At 68.1% G+C, this 17,709-nt stretch carries 19 protein-coding genes, 3 tRNA genes and 1 pseudogene; 9 read left to right on the forward strand and 14 right to left on the reverse strand.

Annotation, left to right across the window (positions count from 1 at the left end; genetic code table 11):
- Window positions 1–17 precede the first annotated feature (17 nt).
- The 4 genes from V9K99_RS01020 to V9K99_RS01035 all read right to left on the reverse strand — a co-directional run bounded on the left by V9K99_RS01020 (window position 18) and on the right by V9K99_RS01035 (window position 2,687).
- The gene (locus tag V9K99_RS01020) at window positions 18–536 is read right to left on the reverse strand and encodes a hypothetical protein (RefSeq protein WP_337003162.1); all 519 of its coding nucleotides are present in this window, start codon (window positions 534–536) and stop codon (window positions 18–20) included.
- Between the two features lie 21 nt (window positions 537–557).
- The gene (locus V9K99_RS01025; RefSeq protein ID WP_337003160.1) at window positions 558–1,178 is read right to left on the reverse strand and encodes an L-threonylcarbamoyladenylate synthase; all 621 of its coding nucleotides are present in this window, start codon (window positions 1,176–1,178) and stop codon (window positions 558–560) included.
- 46 nt (window positions 1,179–1,224) lie between these two features.
- The gene (locus V9K99_RS01030) at window positions 1,225–1,743 is read right to left on the reverse strand and encodes a class F sortase (RefSeq protein WP_337003158.1); all 519 of its coding nucleotides are present in this window, start codon (window positions 1,741–1,743) and stop codon (window positions 1,225–1,227) included.
- 152 nt (window positions 1,744–1,895) lie between these two features.
- Window positions 1,896–2,687 carry a DUF4397 domain-containing protein gene (locus V9K99_RS01035; protein WP_337003156.1) on the reverse strand — a complete coding sequence of 264 codons (792 nt, stop codon included), beginning with the start codon at window positions 2,685–2,687 and terminating at the stop codon, window positions 1,896–1,898.
- A 369-nt stretch (window positions 2,688–3,056) separates the two neighbouring features.
- Here V9K99_RS01035 and V9K99_RS01040 point away from each other — a divergent pair, with 369 nt between their 5' ends.
- Window positions 3,057–3,779: a hypothetical protein gene (locus V9K99_RS01040; RefSeq protein ID WP_337003154.1), complete on the forward strand. Its 723-nt coding sequence runs from the start codon at window positions 3,057–3,059 to the stop codon at window positions 3,777–3,779.
- A gap of 17 nt (window positions 3,780–3,796) precedes the next feature.
- Window positions 3,797–5,269: an MFS transporter gene (locus V9K99_RS01045; RefSeq protein WP_337003152.1), complete on the forward strand. Its 1,473-nt coding sequence runs from the start codon at window positions 3,797–3,799 to the stop codon at window positions 5,267–5,269.
- 104 nt (window positions 5,270–5,373) lie between these two features.
- Here V9K99_RS01045 and V9K99_RS01050 read toward each other — a convergent pair whose 3' ends face one another.
- From V9K99_RS01050 to V9K99_RS01065, 4 genes are all read right to left on the reverse strand, one after another.
- Window positions 5,374–6,177: a M23 family metallopeptidase gene (locus V9K99_RS01050; RefSeq protein WP_337003150.1), complete on the reverse strand. Its 804-nt coding sequence runs from the start codon at window positions 6,175–6,177 to the stop codon at window positions 5,374–5,376.
- A gap of 85 nt (window positions 6,178–6,262) precedes the next feature.
- On the reverse strand, window positions 6,263–7,036 hold the full coding sequence (locus V9K99_RS01055; protein WP_337323620.1) for a DNA alkylation repair protein: 774 nt from the start codon (window positions 7,034–7,036) through the stop codon (window positions 6,263–6,265).
- Window positions 6,988–7,719, reverse strand: coding sequence for an SDR family oxidoreductase (locus V9K99_RS01060; protein WP_337003149.1), 732 nt, complete (start codon window positions 7,717–7,719; stop codon window positions 6,988–6,990). Before V9K99_RS01060 ends, V9K99_RS01055 begins: the two co-directional genes overlap by 49 nt.
- The gene (locus V9K99_RS01065) at window positions 7,719–8,354 is read right to left on the reverse strand and encodes a DUF305 domain-containing protein (RefSeq protein ID WP_337003147.1); all 636 of its coding nucleotides are present in this window, start codon (window positions 8,352–8,354) and stop codon (window positions 7,719–7,721) included. Before V9K99_RS01065 ends, V9K99_RS01060 begins: the two co-directional genes overlap by 1 nt.
- A gap of 89 nt (window positions 8,355–8,443) precedes the next feature.
- Here V9K99_RS01065 and V9K99_RS01070 point away from each other — a divergent pair, with 89 nt between their 5' ends.
- From V9K99_RS01070 to V9K99_RS01080, 3 genes are all read left to right on the forward strand, one after another.
- Window positions 8,444–9,799, forward strand: coding sequence for an LVIVD repeat-containing protein (locus V9K99_RS01070; RefSeq protein ID WP_337003145.1), 1,356 nt, complete (start codon window positions 8,444–8,446; stop codon window positions 9,797–9,799).
- Between the two features lie 188 nt (window positions 9,800–9,987).
- Window positions 9,988–10,371, forward strand: a complete 384-nt coding sequence (locus V9K99_RS01075; protein WP_337003143.1) for an STAS domain-containing protein — start codon at window positions 9,988–9,990, stop codon at window positions 10,369–10,371.
- Window positions 10,372–10,442: 71 nt separating this feature from the next.
- Complete coding sequence (locus tag V9K99_RS01080; protein WP_337003142.1) at window positions 10,443–11,171, forward strand: polyprenol monophosphomannose synthase; 729 nt, start codon at window positions 10,443–10,445, stop codon at window positions 11,169–11,171.
- A gap of 4 nt (window positions 11,172–11,175) precedes the next feature.
- Here V9K99_RS01080 and V9K99_RS01085 read toward each other — a convergent pair whose 3' ends face one another.
- From V9K99_RS01085 to V9K99_RS01100, 4 genes are all read right to left on the reverse strand, one after another.
- Window positions 11,176–11,859: a hypothetical protein gene (locus V9K99_RS01085; RefSeq protein WP_337003140.1), complete on the reverse strand. Its 684-nt coding sequence runs from the start codon at window positions 11,857–11,859 to the stop codon at window positions 11,176–11,178.
- Window positions 11,859–12,848, reverse strand: coding sequence for a hypothetical protein (locus tag V9K99_RS01090; protein WP_337003138.1), 990 nt, complete (start codon window positions 12,846–12,848; stop codon window positions 11,859–11,861). The genes V9K99_RS01085 and V9K99_RS01090 overlap by 1 nt, the downstream gene beginning before the upstream one ends.
- A 121-nt stretch (window positions 12,849–12,969) precedes the next feature.
- Window positions 12,970–13,320 (reverse strand): metallopeptidase family protein, encoded by a 351-nt coding sequence (locus tag V9K99_RS01095; RefSeq protein ID WP_132323932.1) that lies wholly within the window; start codon window positions 13,318–13,320, stop codon window positions 12,970–12,972.
- A gap of 24 nt (window positions 13,321–13,344) precedes the next feature.
- Window positions 13,345–14,295 (reverse strand): hypothetical protein, encoded by a 951-nt coding sequence (locus V9K99_RS01100; protein ID WP_337003134.1) that lies wholly within the window; start codon window positions 14,293–14,295, stop codon window positions 13,345–13,347.
- A gap of 134 nt (window positions 14,296–14,429) precedes the next feature.
- On the opposite strand from V9K99_RS01100, the gene V9K99_RS01105 reads away from it, so the two are divergent.
- The 4 genes from V9K99_RS01105 (at window position 14,430) to V9K99_RS01120 (ending at window position 16,139) form a co-directional block, all read left to right on the forward strand.
- Entirely contained in the window at window positions 14,430–15,608 is a 1,179-nt protein-coding gene (locus tag V9K99_RS01105; RefSeq protein ID WP_337003132.1) for a hypothetical protein, read from the forward strand.
- A 204-nt stretch (window positions 15,609–15,812) separates the two neighbouring features.
- Window positions 15,813–15,885 (forward strand) — tRNA-Glu (locus V9K99_RS01110).
- A 59-nt stretch (window positions 15,886–15,944) separates the two neighbouring features.
- Window positions 15,945–16,021: transfer RNA gene (locus V9K99_RS01115), tRNA-Asp, on the forward strand.
- Between the two features lie 45 nt (window positions 16,022–16,066).
- A tRNA-Phe gene (locus tag V9K99_RS01120) sits at window positions 16,067–16,139 on the forward strand.
- A 127-nt stretch (window positions 16,140–16,266) separates the two neighbouring features.
- Here V9K99_RS01120 and V9K99_RS01125 read toward each other — a convergent pair.
- Together V9K99_RS01125 and V9K99_RS01130 are read right to left on the reverse strand one after the other, a co-directional pair.
- Window positions 16,267–16,431: pseudogene (locus tag V9K99_RS01125) on the reverse strand (tyrosine-type recombinase/integrase); the annotation flags it as partial.
- An 11-nt stretch (window positions 16,432–16,442) separates the two neighbouring features.
- A complete protein-coding gene (locus V9K99_RS01130; protein ID WP_337003130.1) occupies window positions 16,443–17,651 on the reverse strand; it encodes an MFS transporter in 1,209 nt (402 codons plus the stop codon).
- Window positions 17,652–17,709: the final 58 nt, after the last annotated feature.

Consider the following 17,709-nt stretch of genomic DNA (forward strand, 5'->3'; position numbering starts at 1 on the left):
GGCGCGCCCAGTCACGATCAGGCAGAATCTTCCTCACCGCAAGAGCTCAGCCGGTCGATCCTGCGGCGGAGCCTCCGGGGCCAGAACCAGTTGATGTAGACCATCAAGGCTGCCGCCGGTACGTACAGCAGTGTCCACAGCGACCGTTCGAAGGCAGCCCCCACGGCGCCGACGAGCATCAGGCCCGGGAGCACCACAGCCACCCAGCGGTGTTTCTGCGTGGACTTCAGATAGACAGTGCCGATCCGGACCGCCGCGGCCCGAACGTCCGGGTCGTAGGGCACCGGCTCACGACTCACCGCCTGATGCGCCGCCTGCACCTGTTCCGCCGGGAGGTCGCCCTCGGCCTCAGCGAACTCGCGGCGCTGGCGCACCGCGAACCGGCCCATCGAAACGCCGAGCGCGACTCCTGCTCCGAGTCCCCAGAGCACGACCTCGGTCCAACTCGCGCCATCGAGTCTGATGAACGCCCCCATCGCGATGCCGAAGAACAAGCCGGCGAGGATGCCCTGGACCCATGCCGGAAGCGTGCGCATCCGCCCATGATCGGGCATCACCTACACGAAGGGCGAGGGATCGCCGGCGCCGACGCGGACGACTTCCGGGAGGTCGTCGGAGAAGTCGACGACGGTGGTGGGTTCGGTGCCGCAGTCGCCGGAGTCGACGACGGCGTCGAGCTGGTGGTCGAGGAGCTCTTTGATCTCCCAGCCCTGGGTCATGGGCTCTTCCTCGTCAGGCATCAGGAGCGTGCTCGACAGAAGTGGTTCGCCCAGTTCCTCCAGCAACGCCTGCGTGACGATGTGGTCGGGAATCCGAACGCCGACCGTCTTCTTCTTCGGGTGCAGCAGGCGGCGGGGCACTTCCTTCGTGGCCGGCAGGATGAACGTGTAGCTCCCCGGCGTGGCCGCCTTGATCGACCGGAACACCGCGTTGCTGATGTGCACGAACTGCCCCAGCTGCGCGAAGTCCTGGCACACCAGGGTGAAGTGGTGCCGATCGTCCAGGTGCCGGATGGCGCGGATCCGATCGATCCCGTCCCGGTTCCCCAGCTGACAGCCGAGCGCGAAGCAGGAGTCGGTCGGGTACGCGATCAACCCGCCCTCGCGCACCAGCTCCACCACCTGGCCGACCGCCCGGCGCTGCGGATTCTCCGGATGTACGTCGAAATACCTGGCCATAACCGCCGAGCCTAGTGCCTCGTCAGGGAGCGGCTCGGCGGGTGGCTTAGCGCGCCGGGCCGACCGGGGTGGCGGTGACGACCAGGTTGTCCTCGTAGCCGCCGCGCGATGCGTCGTACGCGCCGGTGCAGGTGATCAGGACGAGACGGTGGTCGACTTTCTGATCGAAGGCACCACTGCGGGTGGCCAGGGCACCCTTCGGCACCGAGACCACCGTGCTGACCCGGTACGTCGCGGTGTGGCCCGAGCCGTGCAGTACGACGAGCTCACCCGGCTTGATCCGCAGCAGCCGGGCGAAGTACCCGATTCCGTCGGCCTTGGTGTCGACATGGCCGGCCAGCACGACCGATCCGAACGGGTCGCCGGCCTGGGCACCACCGTCCCACCAACCGACCCGATCACCTTGTTCGGGGACCTTCAGCTCGCCGTCGACCGTGCTCGCCGGAACCACCGGAGCCTTCGCCCCGCCCGGCAGCACGACCCGGGTCGGGATGAACCAGATCCGCTGGCTGGGCGCCGGCGTACCGATCCGGGCCGGTGGCGCCGACGTCGCATCGGTCTCCACCGGCGCCGGCGTCGGGACACCCTGTGTAGCCGAGACGGACGATGGCGTTGGGGTGCCGCCGTCCGCCTCGGGGTCCGAAACGGAACCAGCTGTCTGCGCGGCGCACCCCTCCAGGCCCGCGCAACACAGCACCAATACGAGCAGGAGTTTCTTCAGCGACGGACCACCTTCCGGACCGTGACCACTGCCGCCAGCAAGCCGGCCAGAACGACCACGACCCAGAGGCCGGAGGTGGAGCTGTGCGCCTGGTTCAGCTCCGCCGCCTGCCCGCCGGTCCCGGTGTTGACCAGCACCGGCTTGCCGGTGCCGGTGGCCGGCAGTTTGATCGTCCCGGCCGCGACATTCATCGTCCTCGCGTTCGGATCACCGACCGCGAACACCCGGGTCAGATATCCGGCCTTGGCCGGCAAATCCAACGGACCGAGAACAACAGGTGAACTCGCGCCGGCCGGAACGATGTCGACCTTGTAGGTGCCGGCCGGAACCACCGCCTCGAGCGATTCTCCGTTCGCCACGTTCGCGAACGCCACCTTTCCGTTCACCCGGATGTCGGCCGGACCGACGGCCGCGTCGTGCGCGACCCGCAGGGCGGCCTTGTCCTTCGGGATCGCACTCAGTTTGTTCGCGTACGACGTCAGCACCGGCGCACCCGTGGGCGAGACCGGCAGATGGATGACGGCGTCGACGCTGACCCCGGACCCGACCGAAACCTCTCGCTGGATCACGACTTTCCCGCCCTGTCGGGCTGTGACCATCCGCTTGCCGGACGCGATCGCGAACGGCCCGGCGATCTTCGTCGTCTGCACCCCGGTGGCCACCGTGCGGCCGTCGATACTGATGTCCAGCGACCGCCCGGGCAGGCCCTGGACGATGTAGAGGTCCGAGCTCACCGCCCCCTGGGCCGGTACCGCGAGCAGCGCCGGGGCCGCCGCGACGGTCACCACGAGTGTCAGCGGAAGTGCTCTGCGAATTACCGGACCGCGAATTCTCGAAATTGTTCCACATACCGCCCGGAATGATCCGGACACGCTCCGTCTCACCATTTTGTGCCCCCTTGAAGTCCCCACGAAAAATTCGGCACTAATTGCCGTACCCCACTAATTGCGGCGTATCGTATGCGCAAGTCCGATCCGGCCGCCAGAGGAAGTGCTCGATGGTGAACTCGCTTCGCTCGCGCACTGGCCGGATCCGTTGGGGGGCGATGACTCATGTCGGAACGCGGTTCTCCGGACAGAGCACCGAGGGCGAGTCCGGAGTTCCTCCCGATCGTGCCATCGGGGGTGGAGGACCTCGGGTCTCGGCGGGCTACGGGGATGCGGTGGCTGGCTACGGCCGCGCTGACTCTGGGGCTCAGCGCGACCGCGGCCTGCTCACCGGATATCGCCGGTCCGGTCGCTCCCAGTCCCGGGACGGTCACCATCCCGACCACACCGGCCACGCCGACCAGCACCACCCGGCCGGGTCAGGCTTCGCCGACCACCACAGGCCCCGGCGCGACCAGGCCGGGGATCCGGATGGTCGTCGTACCGCTTCCGGATGGATCGTTCAACATCACCGAGGACGTGATGTTGTCCAGGGCAACGAACATCCTGCAACTGCAGCTGCCCGCCTCCGGTGAGCAGCTACCCGGGATGATGACCAAGACCTCACCGCACGCGACCGGCCTTCGAATGACGACGAACGGGACGACCATCCCGTTGGCCAACTCCGAGGTCAACAAACCGACAGACGTGCCGCTCACCAGCGCCGTCAGCAGCCTGCGCCTGACCTACCGCCTGACCGGTTCGACAGTACGACGTACGCCGGCGAAACCGGAGCGGGCCGCGTCGGCCATCAGGCCGCTCACCGCGGTCAGCGAGGGCGGACTGCCGACCAACCTGACCATCAGCGGCGGCGACCTGCTCAACGCGGTCTGCCCGCTGCTGCCCCAGCCCCTCTGCGCGGTCGGCGATCCGCCGAACCTCTCGGTCCTGCAGGGCATCCCGGCCGACAAAGCACTCGTCGTTCTCCAATTGGACCTGCCACAACCGCAGTAACCGCCTAGGGTGAGCCCATGACGGACGAGCGGATCGCGTTCGGGACCAGCCGGGCCAGGTGGGTACTCGCGGCCACGGCCCTCGGATCGGGGATGGCGTTCCTCGACGGCACGGTGGTGAACGTCGCGTTGCCGGCGATGGGCGAGGAGCTCGGCGCGGACGTGGCCGGCCTGCAGTGGATCATCAACGGGTACATGCTGCCGCTCGCCGCGCTGATCCTGCTCAGCGGTTCGCTCGGCGACCGCCTCGGCCGGCGGCGGATCTTCGTCGTCGGGGTGATCTGGTTCGCGGTCGCGTCCGTGATCTGCACGGTCGCGCAGAGCCTCGAGGTGATGATCGCGGGCCGGGTGCTGCAGGGCATCGGCGGCGCGTTGCTCACCCCGGGCAGCCTGGCGATCCTGCAGACGACCTTCGCGCAGTCGGACCGCGCCAAGGCGGTCGGCGCCTGGTCCGGCCTCACCTCGGTCGCCGCGGCGATCGGGCCGTTCGTCGGCGGCAGCCTGGTCGACAGCGGGTCCTGGCGGCTGATCTTCCTGCTCAACGTCCCGATCGCGCTGGTGACCGTCCTGATCACCCTGCGGCACGTGCCGGAGACCCGGGACGAGACCGCGACCGGCAAGCTCGACCTGACTGGCGCCGCCTTCGCGACGATCGGCCTCGCCGGCCTCACCTTCGGCCTGATCAGCGCGGGCGACCGAGGATTCGGCGACCCACTCGTGCTGGTCTCCCTGGCGGTCGGCGTGGTCGCGCTGGCGGTGTTCGTCGAGGTCGAGCGCCGCAGTTCGCACCCGATGCTGCCGCCGGGCATCTTCGCCAACCGCCGGTTCACCGGCGCGAACCTGGTCACCGTCGTCGTGTACGGCGCTCTCGGTACGGCCACCTTCCTCGTCGTCGTGTATCTCCAGACCGTCCTCGAGTACTCCGCCCTCCAGGCTGGAGCCGCATTACTGCCGATGACCATCCTGATGCTCGCACTGTCCGGGTACGCCGGCGGACTCGCGGAGAAGATCGGTGCGCGGATCCCGATGACGGTCGGACCGCTGCTGATGGGTGCGGGTTTCCTGCTGATGCTGCGGATCGAGCCGGGCGTGAGCTACGTGGGCGGCGTCCTGCCGGCGGTCGTCGTACTCGGCCTCGGACTCGTCGCGACGGTCGCGCCGCTGACGGCGACCGTACTGTCGTCGGTCGAGGATCACCACGCCGGGATCGCGTCGGGCGTGAACAACGCGGTCGCCCGGTCGGCGCAACTGATGGCGGTCGCGGCGATCCCGATCGCGGCGGGTATCACCGGCGACTCGTACCGCGATCCGGTTGCCTTCAGCGAGGGGTTCGGCAACGCCCTCTGGATCTCCGCCGCACTGGCCGTGGCGGGCGGCGTCCTGGCCTGGGTCACCCTCGGCGACCGCCGCACGAAGCCCACGCTGGTCCACCACCACACCCACTGCGCCCTAGAAGCCCCGCCCTACGCCACCAGCCGCCGCACCCCCTAACAACCGACAAGTCGACAAATCGCACCACCCCCTACCCCACTTTGTGCACCGTTGCCGCGTTTCCGGCGCCTCGCCGTACGGATCCGGTGGACAAAGTCGGGTGGTCAGCAGTTCGGTAGGTCGCGGCCGTTGTTGTCCTTGGCTTCGTCGTTGCCCCAGCGGGAGAGGTAGTACGCCGATACCCACTGGTTCGCCGGGCCGACGTCGAGGTCGGTCTTCATCCACCAGTGGTTGTACGCCGTACCGACTCGGACCTCGGGGCCCCAGACCTTGCAGAAGACGTAGTTGGTGCCCGCGTAGAGGGTGCCGGTCTGCGTTCCGCCGGGAGTGCTGTAACCGGGTGCGTTGGCGAACGTGTCGACCCAGTACTTCCCGTCGCCGGCGCCGCAGTTGGCGCTGGTCTCGAAGTGCTGGTTGTACGACCAGGTGAGCGGTACGGCGTGCCCGTTGAACCACGACTGCTGGACGACGCCGTTCAGCTTCTGTTCGTAGTGCAGGTGCGGCCCGCTGCTGTCGCCGGTGTTGCCGACGATGCCGATCTGCCTGCCCTGATTCACCACGTTGCCGACGGCAACATCTCGGCGATCCATGTGCAGGTACCGGGTCTGCCAGCCGCCACCATGGTCGATGACGACCATGTGACCGCCGCTGGAGGACAGCAGCGATGCACTGACTGTCCCACCGGCCGATGCGAGGACCGGCGTACCGCGGGTGGCTCCGCTCGGCGAGACCATGTCGAGCATCCACTGGCTGGCGTGACCGCTGTGGGTCGCGGTGGTCCAGCGAAGACCGCACGGAATCGGCATCTGGAAGCCGGGTGCGGCCATGGCCGATGTCGGTACGCCGATCAAGCCGGCGGCGACGAGTGTTGCGAGCAGCAACAGATGGACGATGCGCTTCAGGTTCATGGGGGCGGCCCTTTCGCGAATCCAGTCAGGCCAGGCTAGCGCTGCGCCGCTGGATGAACAGGCCTTTCGACCTGGGCGAAAACCTTCAGCGGGCCTGGAGGTAGTGCTTGCGTACGTCGGGCGCCAGCCGCTCGATCGCATAGCGCAGCATCGTCCGCGGCATCACCGCCGCGTGCCGATCGAGGAACGCCAGCAGTTCGTCCTCCGAGACCCGCTTACCCGCCTCGCGCAGCATCCACCCGGACGCTTTGTGGATAAGGTCTTCCCGGTCCTCGAGCACGAGCGCCGCCAGTGCGTACGTGTCCGCGCTCTCGCCGGCCCGGATGAACCAGTGGGTCGCGACCAGCGCGATCCGCCGCTCCCACAGCGACGACGACCGGACCAGGGTGTAGAGCACGTCCCGCGGCTTGTCGAGCAGATACCCGCCGACGATCTCCGACGTACTGCAGTCGACCAGATCCCAGTTGTTGATGTACGACGTACTGCGCAGGTACAGCTCGTAGATCGCGGTGGCCTCGGCCGGGTTCGCCGTACGCGGCTTGAGACTGCGGGACGCACGATCGGCGAGCAGGCAGAGGACGGCCAGCCGGTGCTCGTGGACCGGGCTCTTCAGCGCCTCCTCGAGCTCGGCCAGCGGAAGGTCCGCACGCAGGTAAGGCTTGAGCAGGCCGCGGATCGTGGACAGCTTCACGCCAATCATCTGGTCGCCGTGGCCGTAGCCGCCGGGCTCCAGCTTGAAGTAGCCCGCGAGAATCTTCGCCACCGCGGGATCGGCCGCGGCATCGATGTCGGCAAGCAGGTCCGCAGTACTCAGATCAGCAGCCCTCCGGTGGCACGCAGGTTCTGCCCGGTGAGCCAGCGGCTGTCCGGACCGGCCAGGAAGGCGACCACGTCGGCGACATCGGCCGGCTCGCCGACGCGGCCGAGTGCGGTGATGCCGACCAGCGCGGCCTTGGCCTCCGGCGGGTTGGAACCGCGGAACATGTCCGTGTCGGTCGCGCCCGGAGACACCGTGTTCACGGTGATCCCGCGGGCGCCGTACTCGCGGGCGGCGACCTTGACGAACTGCTCGAGCGCGGCCTTGCTTGCGGCGTACAACGAGATGCCCGGACCGGGTACGACGGTGTTCAGCGTGGACAGCGCGATGATCCGGCCGCCGTCCGGAAGGACCCTGGCGGCCTGCTGGATGGCGAAGTACGGGCCCTTCACGTTCGTCGCGAACAGCTGGTCGTAGTCGTCCTCGGTGACGGCGTCTATCGGCTTGACCGCGACCTCGGCAGCGTTGCAGACGAAGATGTCGAGCTTGCCGAGCCGTTCAAACAGCTCGGGGATCCGGCCCAGGTCGGCTTGGTCGGACTGCACCGCGATCGCCTGGCCGCCGGCGGCCTTCACCTCGTTGACCACCTCGGCCGCGGCGGACTCGCTCGACACGTAGGTGAAGGTGACCACGGCACCATCGGCGGCCAACCGCCGTACGATCGCCGCTCCGATCCCGCGCGAACCGCCGGTGACGAGGGCCGTCTTGCCGTCGAGTACGCCCATCACAACCCCTTCTGCAGTTGCCGCATCGTCGCGATCTCCTTGGTCTGGGTGATACCGACCTCCTGGGCCAGCTCCCCCACCTGCGGGTCCGTTCCCTTGTCTATCACCGTGCCGCTCATCGTGACCGCACCTTGGTGGTGCTTGATCATCAGGCTCAGGAAGAGCTGGTCGAACGCCTTGCCGCGCGCCTTCTCCAGAGCGGTCAGCTCGTCCCGCGTGGCCATGCCGGGCATGTCGCCGTGGTCCATGTGATCGACGTGAGTGAGGTCCGGCGGCGTCAGGCCGCGGGCGACCAGCATCTGCCGCATCGCCTCGATCTCCGGCTGCTGGCCGACCCGGATCCGGTCGGCGAGTGCCTTGACCTTCGCGTTCTGTGCCGAGGTCGCGGCGAAGCCGGCCATCCGGAGCGCCTGCGTGTGGTGGACCATCATGTCGGCCAGGAACGCGACATCGTCAGGATCGGGCGTGCTCTGCTGGGACGGCAGCGCGGACAACGTCTGGTTCGGTCCGCCCGGCGTACCGGGGACGATCACCGGGGCCTGCGAGGCGGGCGGTTCGGCCGCGCGTTCCGTCGTACTGCAGCCGGCCAGTACGGCGACGAGCGCGGCGGCAACCCCTGAGCGACAGATCCCCACAGCCTCACTCCTTGTGTCAGATCGCTTCCATAACGTGTCTATCACGCTTAGGGTAGGGACCGAAGACAACCGAAGAAGGGACCCAAGGCATGCGCCGCCCACGCACGCTCCTCCGTCTCGCCCTGACTGTTGCTCTCCTCACCGGCCTCGCCGGGACGGCCTCGGCCAACCCGCCGGACACCGGTGCGTCGAAGAGCGACAACATCACGCATCTGGCCAGTGTGCCGATGACCGGTCCGCTGACCGGCGGTGTGAACACCGACATCGCGTTCGCCGGCAAGAAGGCGTACGTCGGCAACTACGCCGGCTTCGCGATCTACGACGTCGGCGATCCGGCGAACCCGCAAATGATCAGCCAGGTGTCCTGCCCGGGCAGTCAGAATGACATCAGCGTGTACGGCGGCCTGCTCTTCCTCAGCACCGACCAGTCCCGCAGCGACAGCTCGTGCCAGAGCGTGCCGCAGTCGCCGAAGATCAAGGAGTCGTGGGAGGGCATCAAGATCTTCGACGTCCGCGACCCGGCGAATCCCCGGTACGTCGCCGCCGTCGAGACCAAATGCGGTTCGCATACGCACACCCTGATCCCGGAGCCGTCGAACCGCTCCGTGTACATCTACAACTCGTCGTACTTCCCCGACGCGACGTACCCGGACTGCCTGCCGCCGAACGACCGGATCGACATCGTCAAGGTGCCGCTGCGGGATCCGGCCAAGGCCGCCGTGGTGGCGTCGCCGGTGCTGTTCCCGGACGGCGGGTTCCCGGGCAGCGAGACCGGTTATGCGACCAGCGGCTGCCACGACATCACTGCCTTCCCGGCCAAGCGGATCGCGGCCGCGGCGTGTATGGGCGACGGCGTCCTGCTGGACATCTCCCGGCCCGCCGCACCGCGGGTGATCGACCGGGTCCAGGACGCGGCGAACTTCTCCTTCTGGCACGGGGCGACGTTCAACGGTGACGGCAGCAAGGTCGTCTTCATGGACGAGCTCGGCGGTGGTGGCGGGGCCATGTGCAACGAGGTGGTCGGGCCGAACAAGGGCGCAACCGCGATCTTCGACATCCAGAACCGGAAGCTGAAGTTCCGCAGCTACTACAAGATCCAGCGGCACCAGGCCGAGCGGGAGAACTGCGTCTCGCACAACGGCTCGCTGATCCCAGTCCGCGGCCGCGACATCATGGTGCAGGCCTGGTACCAGGGCGGCTTCTCGGTCTGGGACTTCACCGACTCCGCGCACCCGGTCGAGATCGGGTACTTCGACCGGCCGCCACGTCAGCCGGCCTCGTTCGGCGGGTACTGGTCGGTGTACTACTACAACGGCACGATCTACGGCACCGAGTCGGTGACCGCGTTCGACACCTTCAAGATCTCCGATCCGCGGACCAATTCGGCCGGCCGGGTCAAGCTGTCCGAACTCAACGTCCAGACCCAACCGGCCTTCTGGGGGTGATTCATGCGTTTGGCTCGACGGATTCTTCCAGGTGGTAGCGCTTACATCCCTGGTTAGATCACGCTCCGAGGTCATCCGGGTCAGACCCGTTGTGACGCCTGCTCGTTGGGGCATACGGTGATGGCAGGGCAGTTCCGTCCCGCCAGGACCGACCGGCGTTCGCGGAACCACCCGGGGGAGAGACCGGCGTGACAAGCCAGCCTGAGCCGCGGGACGGCGAGATGATCAGAACCACGTTCGACGCTGTGACCGAGGAGCTGGAACCCGGCGTACTGCTGGTCCGGCTGTCCGGTGAGATCGATATTGCGACCACCGATTTCGCCGCCGAGTCGATCCGTGCTGCGGTGGCACCGCCGGCCCGGCTGGTCCTGATCGACGTGTCCGCTGTCACGTTCTGTAGCTCCGCCGGCCTGGGCAACCTGGTCGAAGCCCGCAATCTGGCCGGCCAGCACAACATCAACCTCGCCCTGGTCGGCGTCGGCCGGCCGGTCGACCGGCCGCTGGCGGTCACCGGTCTGGGCGGCCAGTTCCGGATCCACTCCACCGTCGCGGAGGCCCTCGCCTCGCTCTGAGTTCCAGGTCGTTTTCGGTGCTCGACCGGTGGATGCGATAGCGTCCGGTGGTCCCCCGAAGAAGGAAAGTCATGGGTGAGCTGAGCAAGATCGTCGTCGTCGTACCGACCTACAACGAGCGGGAGAACCTGCCCGTGCTGGCCGGGCTGCTGTCCGACCTGAACCTGCCGGGCCTGCAGATGCTCGTGGTCGACGACAACTCCCCCGACGGCACCGGCGACGTGGCCGACGAACTGGCGAAGAAGTCGCCCGAGACAGTCGGCGTACTGCATCGGACCGAGAAGAACGGCCTCGGCCGCGCGTACATCGCCGGTATCAGCCGCGCGCTGGACGAGGGCGCCGACATCGTGATCCAGATGGACGCAGACCTGTCCCACCCTGCCTCGGTGATCCCGATCATGGTCGAGACGCTGCGGACCACCGACGCCGGCGTCGTGATCGGCTCGCGGTACGTCGAGGGCGGTTCAGCGGCCGCGGAATGGGGCTGGCACCGCCGGGCCCTGTCCGCCTGGGCCAACTTCTACGTGAACGCGATCCTGCGGCTGCACGTGAAGGACGCCACCGCCGGGTTCAAGGCCTGGAAGGCCGACACGCTGCGGTGGATCGACGTCACCACGATCGAGAGCAACGGGTACTCGTTCCAGGTCGAGATGAACCACCGCACGGTCCGCCGCGGCCTGCGGATCGCGGAGGTCCCGATCCGGTTCGAGGAGCGTACGGCGGGTGCCTCGAAGATGAGCCTGAAGGTCCAGCTGGAATCCGCGCTGATGCCGTGGCGGCTGCTGTTCCGCCGCTCGTGAGTCCTCAGATGGAGCCGGTCAACGAGCCGATCATCTGCTGGACTTCAGGACGGACCGTGTCCTCGTCCTGGACGTTTGCGGCCCAGCAGATACTCGCGCTCACGTCGTTGATCGCCGGTCGACCCCGCAGCCTGACGCACTCGCCGACAAGCGAGTAGGTGACGCCGTCCCAGGTCCGCCGGGCGGTGAAGCTGACGGCCGCCGCGTCGAAGGTGTTGAGGTTCGGCGGCGGCACTGATCGGACCGCACCGATCCGGACGCCGCTGAGCTCATAGGCCTCGGCGAACGCTTCGGCGTCCGGACGGAGCAAGGGACGAGAGGGCATCGGTCGCTCAGAGACCGAGAACGTCACCGACGCACCGCGGTCGAAGGATGTGGCGCGCATGACGCTATAGCCGGGTGTCTCAGGTTGCCATCCGTCGGCCACCTCAACGAACACGCCGTTGGCGATCGGCCTCCCCCGATCGAGGTCAGGTTGCCGGCGCGGGTTGCGAGACGGCACGACGATCGGAGCTGTCGGCGACGCCGTCACTGACTCGACCGGGGCCGCGGCTGCTGGCGGGTCGGCAGGCTCCACCTTCTGCGCCAGCAGGCCGCCGGCCGCGACGACGGCGACGACCAGCACGACGAGGCCGCCGGTCAGCAGCGCGACCTTCCCTCCGCCGAGCGGGGGCTGCTCCTGCGTCATCAGATCGATCGGGCGACAGAGGCCAGCATCCGGGCCGCATCGCGGAAGGCCGCCTCGCGAGCGTCCTTCCGCGCCTCGACGCAGACGGTCACGGTGACGTTGTGGATCGACGCAACACCAGTCATCGTCGTGCAACGGGAGGCGAGCGAGACGGTCGCTCCGCTTTGCGTGAACCGGCCGGTGAACGACATCTCCGCCTGGCTCCCGATGTTGGAGTTCACCGGAGGGAGAGTCCGGACGGGCTCCTTGCGTACGCCGGTCAGGTGGTCCACGGAGATCAACTGCTGAGCGACGGCCGGCACGGCCGTGGCGGCCGGCAAGCCGATCGGGGACACAAGGACCACGACGACACCCATGCGACTCTGCGAGCCGAGCGTCACGCTGTACTTCGTCTGCCGGGCCTTCACCCATCCCTTGGCCGGCTTGACGTATACGTCGTCGTACACCTTCAGACCCTCGTCGACGTCCTTCAACGTACGACGCCGCTCGGTCGGCGTCGGTGACGGAGTGGGCGTAGGCGTCGGCTCCGGCGACGGGACCGTGGTGGGCGTGTCGGTCGGGTCGGCGGAAGGCTCTGGGGACGACAGTCCGTCGGTGAAGGTGGCGGTCGGCACCGGCGGTTCTGCTGAGTCAGTCCCGCCGGAGCGGTTGACGAGGATCACTCCAGCACCGCCGACCAGCGCGACCACGACGGCGATCGCTCCGGCGAGCAGCCACGGCATCTTGCTCTTGCCCTGCGGCGGGAGAGGCGGACCACCTTGGAAGCCCGGCGGCGGACCGTACGCGGGTTGGCCGTACTGCGGCGGCGGCTGCTGGTACTGCGGCTGCTGATAGGACTGCGGCTGGTCGCGCGGCCCGTCGTACGGCTGCTGGCGCTGGCCGTCGTACGGTGGCTGGCTCGGTACGCCGTACGCCTGCGTCGGCTCGTTGTCGGGGTTCCAGCCGGGAGGTCGTCCGGGCAGGGGCGGCTGGGACGTGGGGTCGCTCACGAAATCCCTCACTCGATCGTGCTGGGCGAATTGGCCGGACCCCGATTCCGACCGGCCGAGAGTACAGGAGTGAAGCGACTTTCGGCCTGCGACTTTCGTGAATTGCAGGAACTGGCAACAGTCAGCCGTAGCCGAGCTCGTGCAGGCGGGCGTCGTCGATGCCGAAGTGGTGCGCGATCTCGTGCACCACGGTGATGTTCACCTCGTCGACGACGTCGTCGACGGTGTCGCAGATCGCCAGGGTCGGGTTGCGGTAGATCGTGATCCGGTCCGGCAGCACGCCGCCGTAGTAGTGCCCGCGTTCGGTCAGCGGGATGCCCTCGTAGATCCCGAGCAGCTGCGGATCGCTCGCCGGCGGTTCGTCCTCGACGAAGATCGCCACGTTGTCGATCAGCGCCGCCAGCTCCGGCGGCACCTCGTCCAGCGCCTCGGACACCAGCACCTCGAAGTCCGCCCGGCTCATCTCGATCACGCAGCCAGCCTAGTAACTGGTTGCTCAGAGCCAACCCTGCCGCGACGCCTGCACGCCGAGCTGGAACCTGGTCTGCGCACCGAGCGCCTCCTGCAGGCGGCCGATCCGCCGGGCGATGGTGCGTTCACTCACCCCGAACTCCCGCGCGATCGACTCGTCCGTCAGCCCGGCACTCAGGTACGTCAGCAGCCGTTTCGCCTCCAGACTCGGCCCGGCCGTCACGTCGTTCAGCTCGGTGCCACCAGTGATCGGTACGGCGATCCGCCAGAGCGCCTCGAAGATCCGCGCCATCCCGGCGAGCAGCGGGGAGTCATGGACGACGACGGCCGCGAATTCCGGCCCACGCCGTACCTCGGACCGCGCACCCACCAACGCCCACCGATTGTCGACAATCGTGATGTTGAGCGGTACGTGCGGAAAGACCCGGGCCGTCTCACCGGCGTCGATACAGGCCTGCACCATGTGCAGCGCGTTCGCGTCCTGGAGGACGTGGGCTCCGTAGATCACGTCGTACCGGACGCCGCGCTCGAGCGCGTCGAACATCCCGTCGACGATCCGCAGCTCCCGGGCCGCGAGGTTGCCCATCGTCATCGCGCGGACCTGCTCCTGGGCGTCGGTCTGGACCGAGTTGAGTACGGCCTGTGAGGCGACGTACGTGGGCAGAACCTCCAGGTAGTCCTGCTTGCCGGCGGCCGCCTTCCAGAGTTCGTTCAGCATCTCCGCGCTGTCGCGGGCCAGCGAGGCTTGCTGGGTGTGGCGCTCCGCCAGCGCCTCCATCGCCAGCCGTGGCGGGCGGACCGCCAGAGCGTCATCGGTGCGCTCGACCAGACCGAGGCCGGTCAGCTCCGCGAGGCTCGCGTCCACCTGGTCGTGCTGCGCGGCCAGGTCGGCCGTGGTCGCGTCGGGGTGCTGCAGCAGGTCGAGGAGCAGTGCCTCGGCTGCCTTGGAAAGACCCAGTGCCCGGAGCGGTTCCATGCCTTTGTGTACCACCGGCGGCGGGGACGGCGACAGGTTCGTGACATGCCGGTTTCTGACAGCTCGAGCCCTCGTAGCGGGCGCTACCGGCTGCTGATACTGAGGCCGAATCCCCCGTCCCCAAGGAGTTCGTGATGAGAATGCGTCTGGCCTGGCCGGCTGTCGCCGCCGTCGCCCTGGTCGCCGGTCTCGCCGCCCCACCCGCGGCCACCGCCGCTCCGGTGGCTGCGAGTGCTTCCGCCGTACCTGAGCAACTGTCACCCGAGATCCAGCAGATCGTCGACAATCTACCGGCCATGCGTGAGCGCGCGGCCGAGGTCAAGGCGTCGCTCGGGCTGCCGGACAACCCGGTGCAGGACGCCGTCCTCGAGGCCATCGACCCCACGCAGTACGAGTGCTCGTCAGCCACTCCGCCAGTGGCCGCCGCGGTCATGCCGGACGTGACGAACTGGACCTTCGAGCAGCGCCTGGCCGTCATCCACGTGCTGCTGTTCCAGATGGCCCTCGTTGACGCGGCGTACCTGCCGCAGCCCGGTCCGTACACGTACGGCGCCCGCGGCGACTTCACGAATGTGGTCAATCGCACGATCCGCGACCTGCGGGAGTTCTGGGACATCCCGTCGGCCGACATCGAACTCGTGCCCGCCCACGGCCGGTCGATGCTCGACCCGGAGGTCAACTACCGCGTCTTCACCGCCCTCTACGGCTTCGACCCGGTCGCGTCGCGGGTGTCCGCTGACCTGGTCGCGCGTGAGCTGAACAGCCCTGCCCTCGGGTACGGCGACCTGCCGATCTTCACCTTCAACGCGTACGCGGCCTCCGGCGGCGACGTCATCCCCGGGTACGGCGTCTCGCCCAAGCGGATCGCTTTCGGCGACGGCGTACTGGAGGGCTTCGCCCGGGTCGGACTCGGCGACGTGGCACCACAGGCGATCCTGGCGCATGAATTCGGTCACCACGTGCAGTACGCCGACGGCCTGATGCGCACCGACCTGCCGGCCCCCGAGGCGTCCCGGTGGGCTGAGCTGATGGCCGACGCGTACAGCTCCTACTTCCTCACCCACGCCCGCGGCGCGGCGATGCAGTGGAAGCGGGTCGCCCTGTTCGGCGAGATGTTCTACCAACTGGGCGACTGCGGCTTCACCGGCGACGGCCACCACGGCACACCGAACCAGCGGATGCGGTCCGCTCTGTGGGCATACGGCCTCGCGGACAGCGCCCGACCACAGGGCCAGATCTTGCCGGCACTCGGCTTCTTCGACCTCTTCGCCGCGCACTACCCCCAGCTGATCGCCCCCGACGCCACCAGCTGATTCAGGGCGGGCCGACCTCCTCCCTCGGCCCAGGGCGCCGTACGGACCCCCGCCGTACGGCGCCCTCCTGATTGGGCTCTTGGTTGGGCTCTTGGTTGGGCTCGCGGCGGGCTTCTGGGGGTGCCCAAGAACTCGTTTTGGAGCCAGCGCCCAACTCCTCTATGCTTACGGCTGTCCCTGGAGCTTCGGCTCCCGCGGGTCCGAGTCCCCATCGTCTAGTGGCCTAGGACGCTGCCCTTTCAAGGCGGTAACGCGGGTTCGAATCCCGTTGGGGATACGGTCGAAAGACCGGTGTCAGAACCACCTCGGAGATGCTGTAGGATCGTCGAGAAATCTGGCCCAGTGGCGCAGTTGGTTAGCGTGCCGCCCTGTCACGGCGGAGGTCGCGGGTTCGAGTCCCGTCTGGGTCGCCAGGAGAAGGCGGCGGTGTCAAACACCGCCGCCCTATTTTCTCCTCCGGTCAGGTAGCTCAGCTGGTAGAGCGTCCGCCTGAAAAGCGGAAGGTCGGCGGTTCGAGACCGCCCCTGACCACCCTTCTCAACTGCGGTTTCTCAGTCGGAGAACCGCCGACCTCCCGCAAATGACCGCAACGTGTATCCGGTGATGTGCTCGCGAGCTGGTCGAGCGCCTTCCGCTGGTTCTCAAGGGACGCGTGCGCGTAGACCGCCATCGTCACTTGGACGTCCGCGTGCCCGACGATCGCCTGGACGATGTGCGGCGGCACCTTCAGCCGTAGGGGCAAGGTCACACAGCTATCCCGCAGATCGTGGAAGCGCATCTTCCCGAGCCCGGCCGCGTCTGCGGCGGCACCCGCAACGGCCAGCCGGGGGGAGGCTACGAGGCGCGGCCTCGGCCTTGTAGGGGGTAAGCGAACGCCCGTACGACCAACAGCGGCACGAGTGCGAGAAGGGCCGGGATTGCGTAGGCAAGACGGAAGTGGCCGCTCGAGCCGAGAATGCCGCTTGCAACCGATCCGCCTACGAGGCCGGCGTAATTGAAGAGATTCAGGCGGGCGAGGACCGCCTCGGTGGAGTCTGGTTGTAATCGCCCTGCAGAGGCCAGGCACAACGGAGCAAGCACCGCGACGCCCAGGCCGGTGAGACCTGCCGCCGGAATCGCGAAGGGCCAACTCGGGACAGCCGCCAAAGCAATCAGGGCGCCTGCAGTAAGTAGTGCGGCTAGGCGGACGACTGCGATGGGTCCAGCTCTGCGGATCAGGTGGTCGGCGCCGATGCGTCCGGTGACGGTGCCGGTCTGGTAGGCCGCGTAGGCCAGTGGTGCGGTGGCCAGGGACGCCGCGAGGGTCTGGTGGAGATAGACGGTGGACCACGCCGAAACGGTCGAGTCGATGACGAACACGATCAGCAGGACCAGGCCGAGTGGCAGGAGCCTGGTCCACGCACCCCGCCGGAGCGGTCCTGCCTCGGCGTCAGCCGCGCCGGCTGTGGGCGGGCCGGCCACGGCATGGGAGCGGATGGTCGCGGCGAGGACGAGCACAAGGCCGGCCTGGAGTGTCAGCACGTGCGCGGTGGGCCAGCCGAGTCGCACCAGGCCGGATGTCAGAAGGGCAGCGGCAATGCCTCCAACGCTCCAGAACGCGTAGAACGATACGAAGACGCTGCCGCCGTATGCCCGTTCGATGGCCGCGGCTCTGGTGTTCACAGAGACATCGATTCCGCCGATCACGACCCCGAACAGCAGGTAGGCACAGACGGCGGTCATCGGATCGGGTGCCCATCCAATGATCAGCATGGCGACGGCGCCGAGCAGGAGGGCGCAGCGCATGGTGGCGATGACGCCGAGCGCGCGCACCGCAGCCAGTCCGGCGAAGCTCCCCGCGCCTGCGGCGAGTGCGACGCCGAACATCACCGCGGTGGTCACGGTCGAGGACAGCCCGAGGTGTTGCTGGACGCTGGGCACCGTCGTGTATACGGCTGCGATTGCGGCGCCCTGGGCGGCGAACACGCCGGCCGTGACGCGTCTGGCCGCGGCGAGGGGGCCATTCGTTCCGACGAGGGTCGGAGCTTGCGACGACAATTCCATGGCACGCCTTTGCTGTCGTGCGCTCGTCTGGGATCGACAAGGCGCGTCACCGATGGGG

This window comes from Kribbella sp. CCNWLW201 (assembly GCF_037203805.1).
Lineage (GTDB): Bacteria > Actinomycetota > Actinomycetes > Propionibacteriales > Kribbellaceae > Kribbella.

What these genes read in the sequence shown, in the direction of transcription:
- V9K99_RS01050 (WP_337003150.1), bottom strand. Translation starts at nt 6,177, where the DNA reads ATGAACCTGAAGCGCATCGTCCATCTGTTGCTGCTCGCAACACTCGTC.
- V9K99_RS01100 (WP_337003134.1), bottom strand. Translation starts at nt 14,295, where the DNA reads ATGGAACCGCTCCGGGCACTGGGTCTTTCCAAGGCAGCCGAGGCACTG.
- V9K99_RS01045 (WP_337003152.1), top strand. Translation starts at nt 3,797, where the DNA reads ATGACGGACGAGCGGATCGCGTTCGGGACCAGCCGGGCCAGGTGGGTA.
- V9K99_RS01020 (WP_337003162.1), bottom strand. Translation starts at nt 536, where the DNA reads ATGCGCACGCTTCCGGCATGGGTCCAGGGCATCCTCGCCGGCTTGTTC.
- V9K99_RS01070 (WP_337003145.1), top strand. Translation starts at nt 8,444, where the DNA reads ATGCGCCGCCCACGCACGCTCCTCCGTCTCGCCCTGACTGTTGCTCTC.
- V9K99_RS01085 (WP_337003140.1), bottom strand. Translation starts at nt 11,859, where the DNA reads ATGACGCAGGAGCAGCCCCCGCTCGGCGGAGGGAAGGTCGCGCTGCTG.
- V9K99_RS01060 (WP_337003149.1), bottom strand. Translation starts at nt 7,719, where the DNA reads ATGGGCGTACTCGACGGCAAGACGGCCCTCGTCACCGGCGGTTCGCGC.
- V9K99_RS01130 (WP_337003130.1), bottom strand. Translation starts at nt 17,651, where the DNA reads ATGGAATTGTCGTCGCAAGCTCCGACCCTCGTCGGAACGAATGGCCCC.
- V9K99_RS01105 (WP_337003132.1), top strand. Translation starts at nt 14,430, where the DNA reads ATGAGAATGCGTCTGGCCTGGCCGGCTGTCGCCGCCGTCGCCCTGGTC.
- V9K99_RS01025 (WP_337003160.1), bottom strand. Translation starts at nt 1,178, where the DNA reads ATGGCCAGGTATTTCGACGTACATCCGGAGAATCCGCAGCGCCGGGCG.
- V9K99_RS01080 (WP_337003142.1), top strand. Translation starts at nt 10,443, where the DNA reads ATGGGTGAGCTGAGCAAGATCGTCGTCGTCGTACCGACCTACAACGAG.
- V9K99_RS01040 (WP_337003154.1), top strand. Translation starts at nt 3,057, where the DNA reads ATGCGGTGGCTGGCTACGGCCGCGCTGACTCTGGGGCTCAGCGCGACC.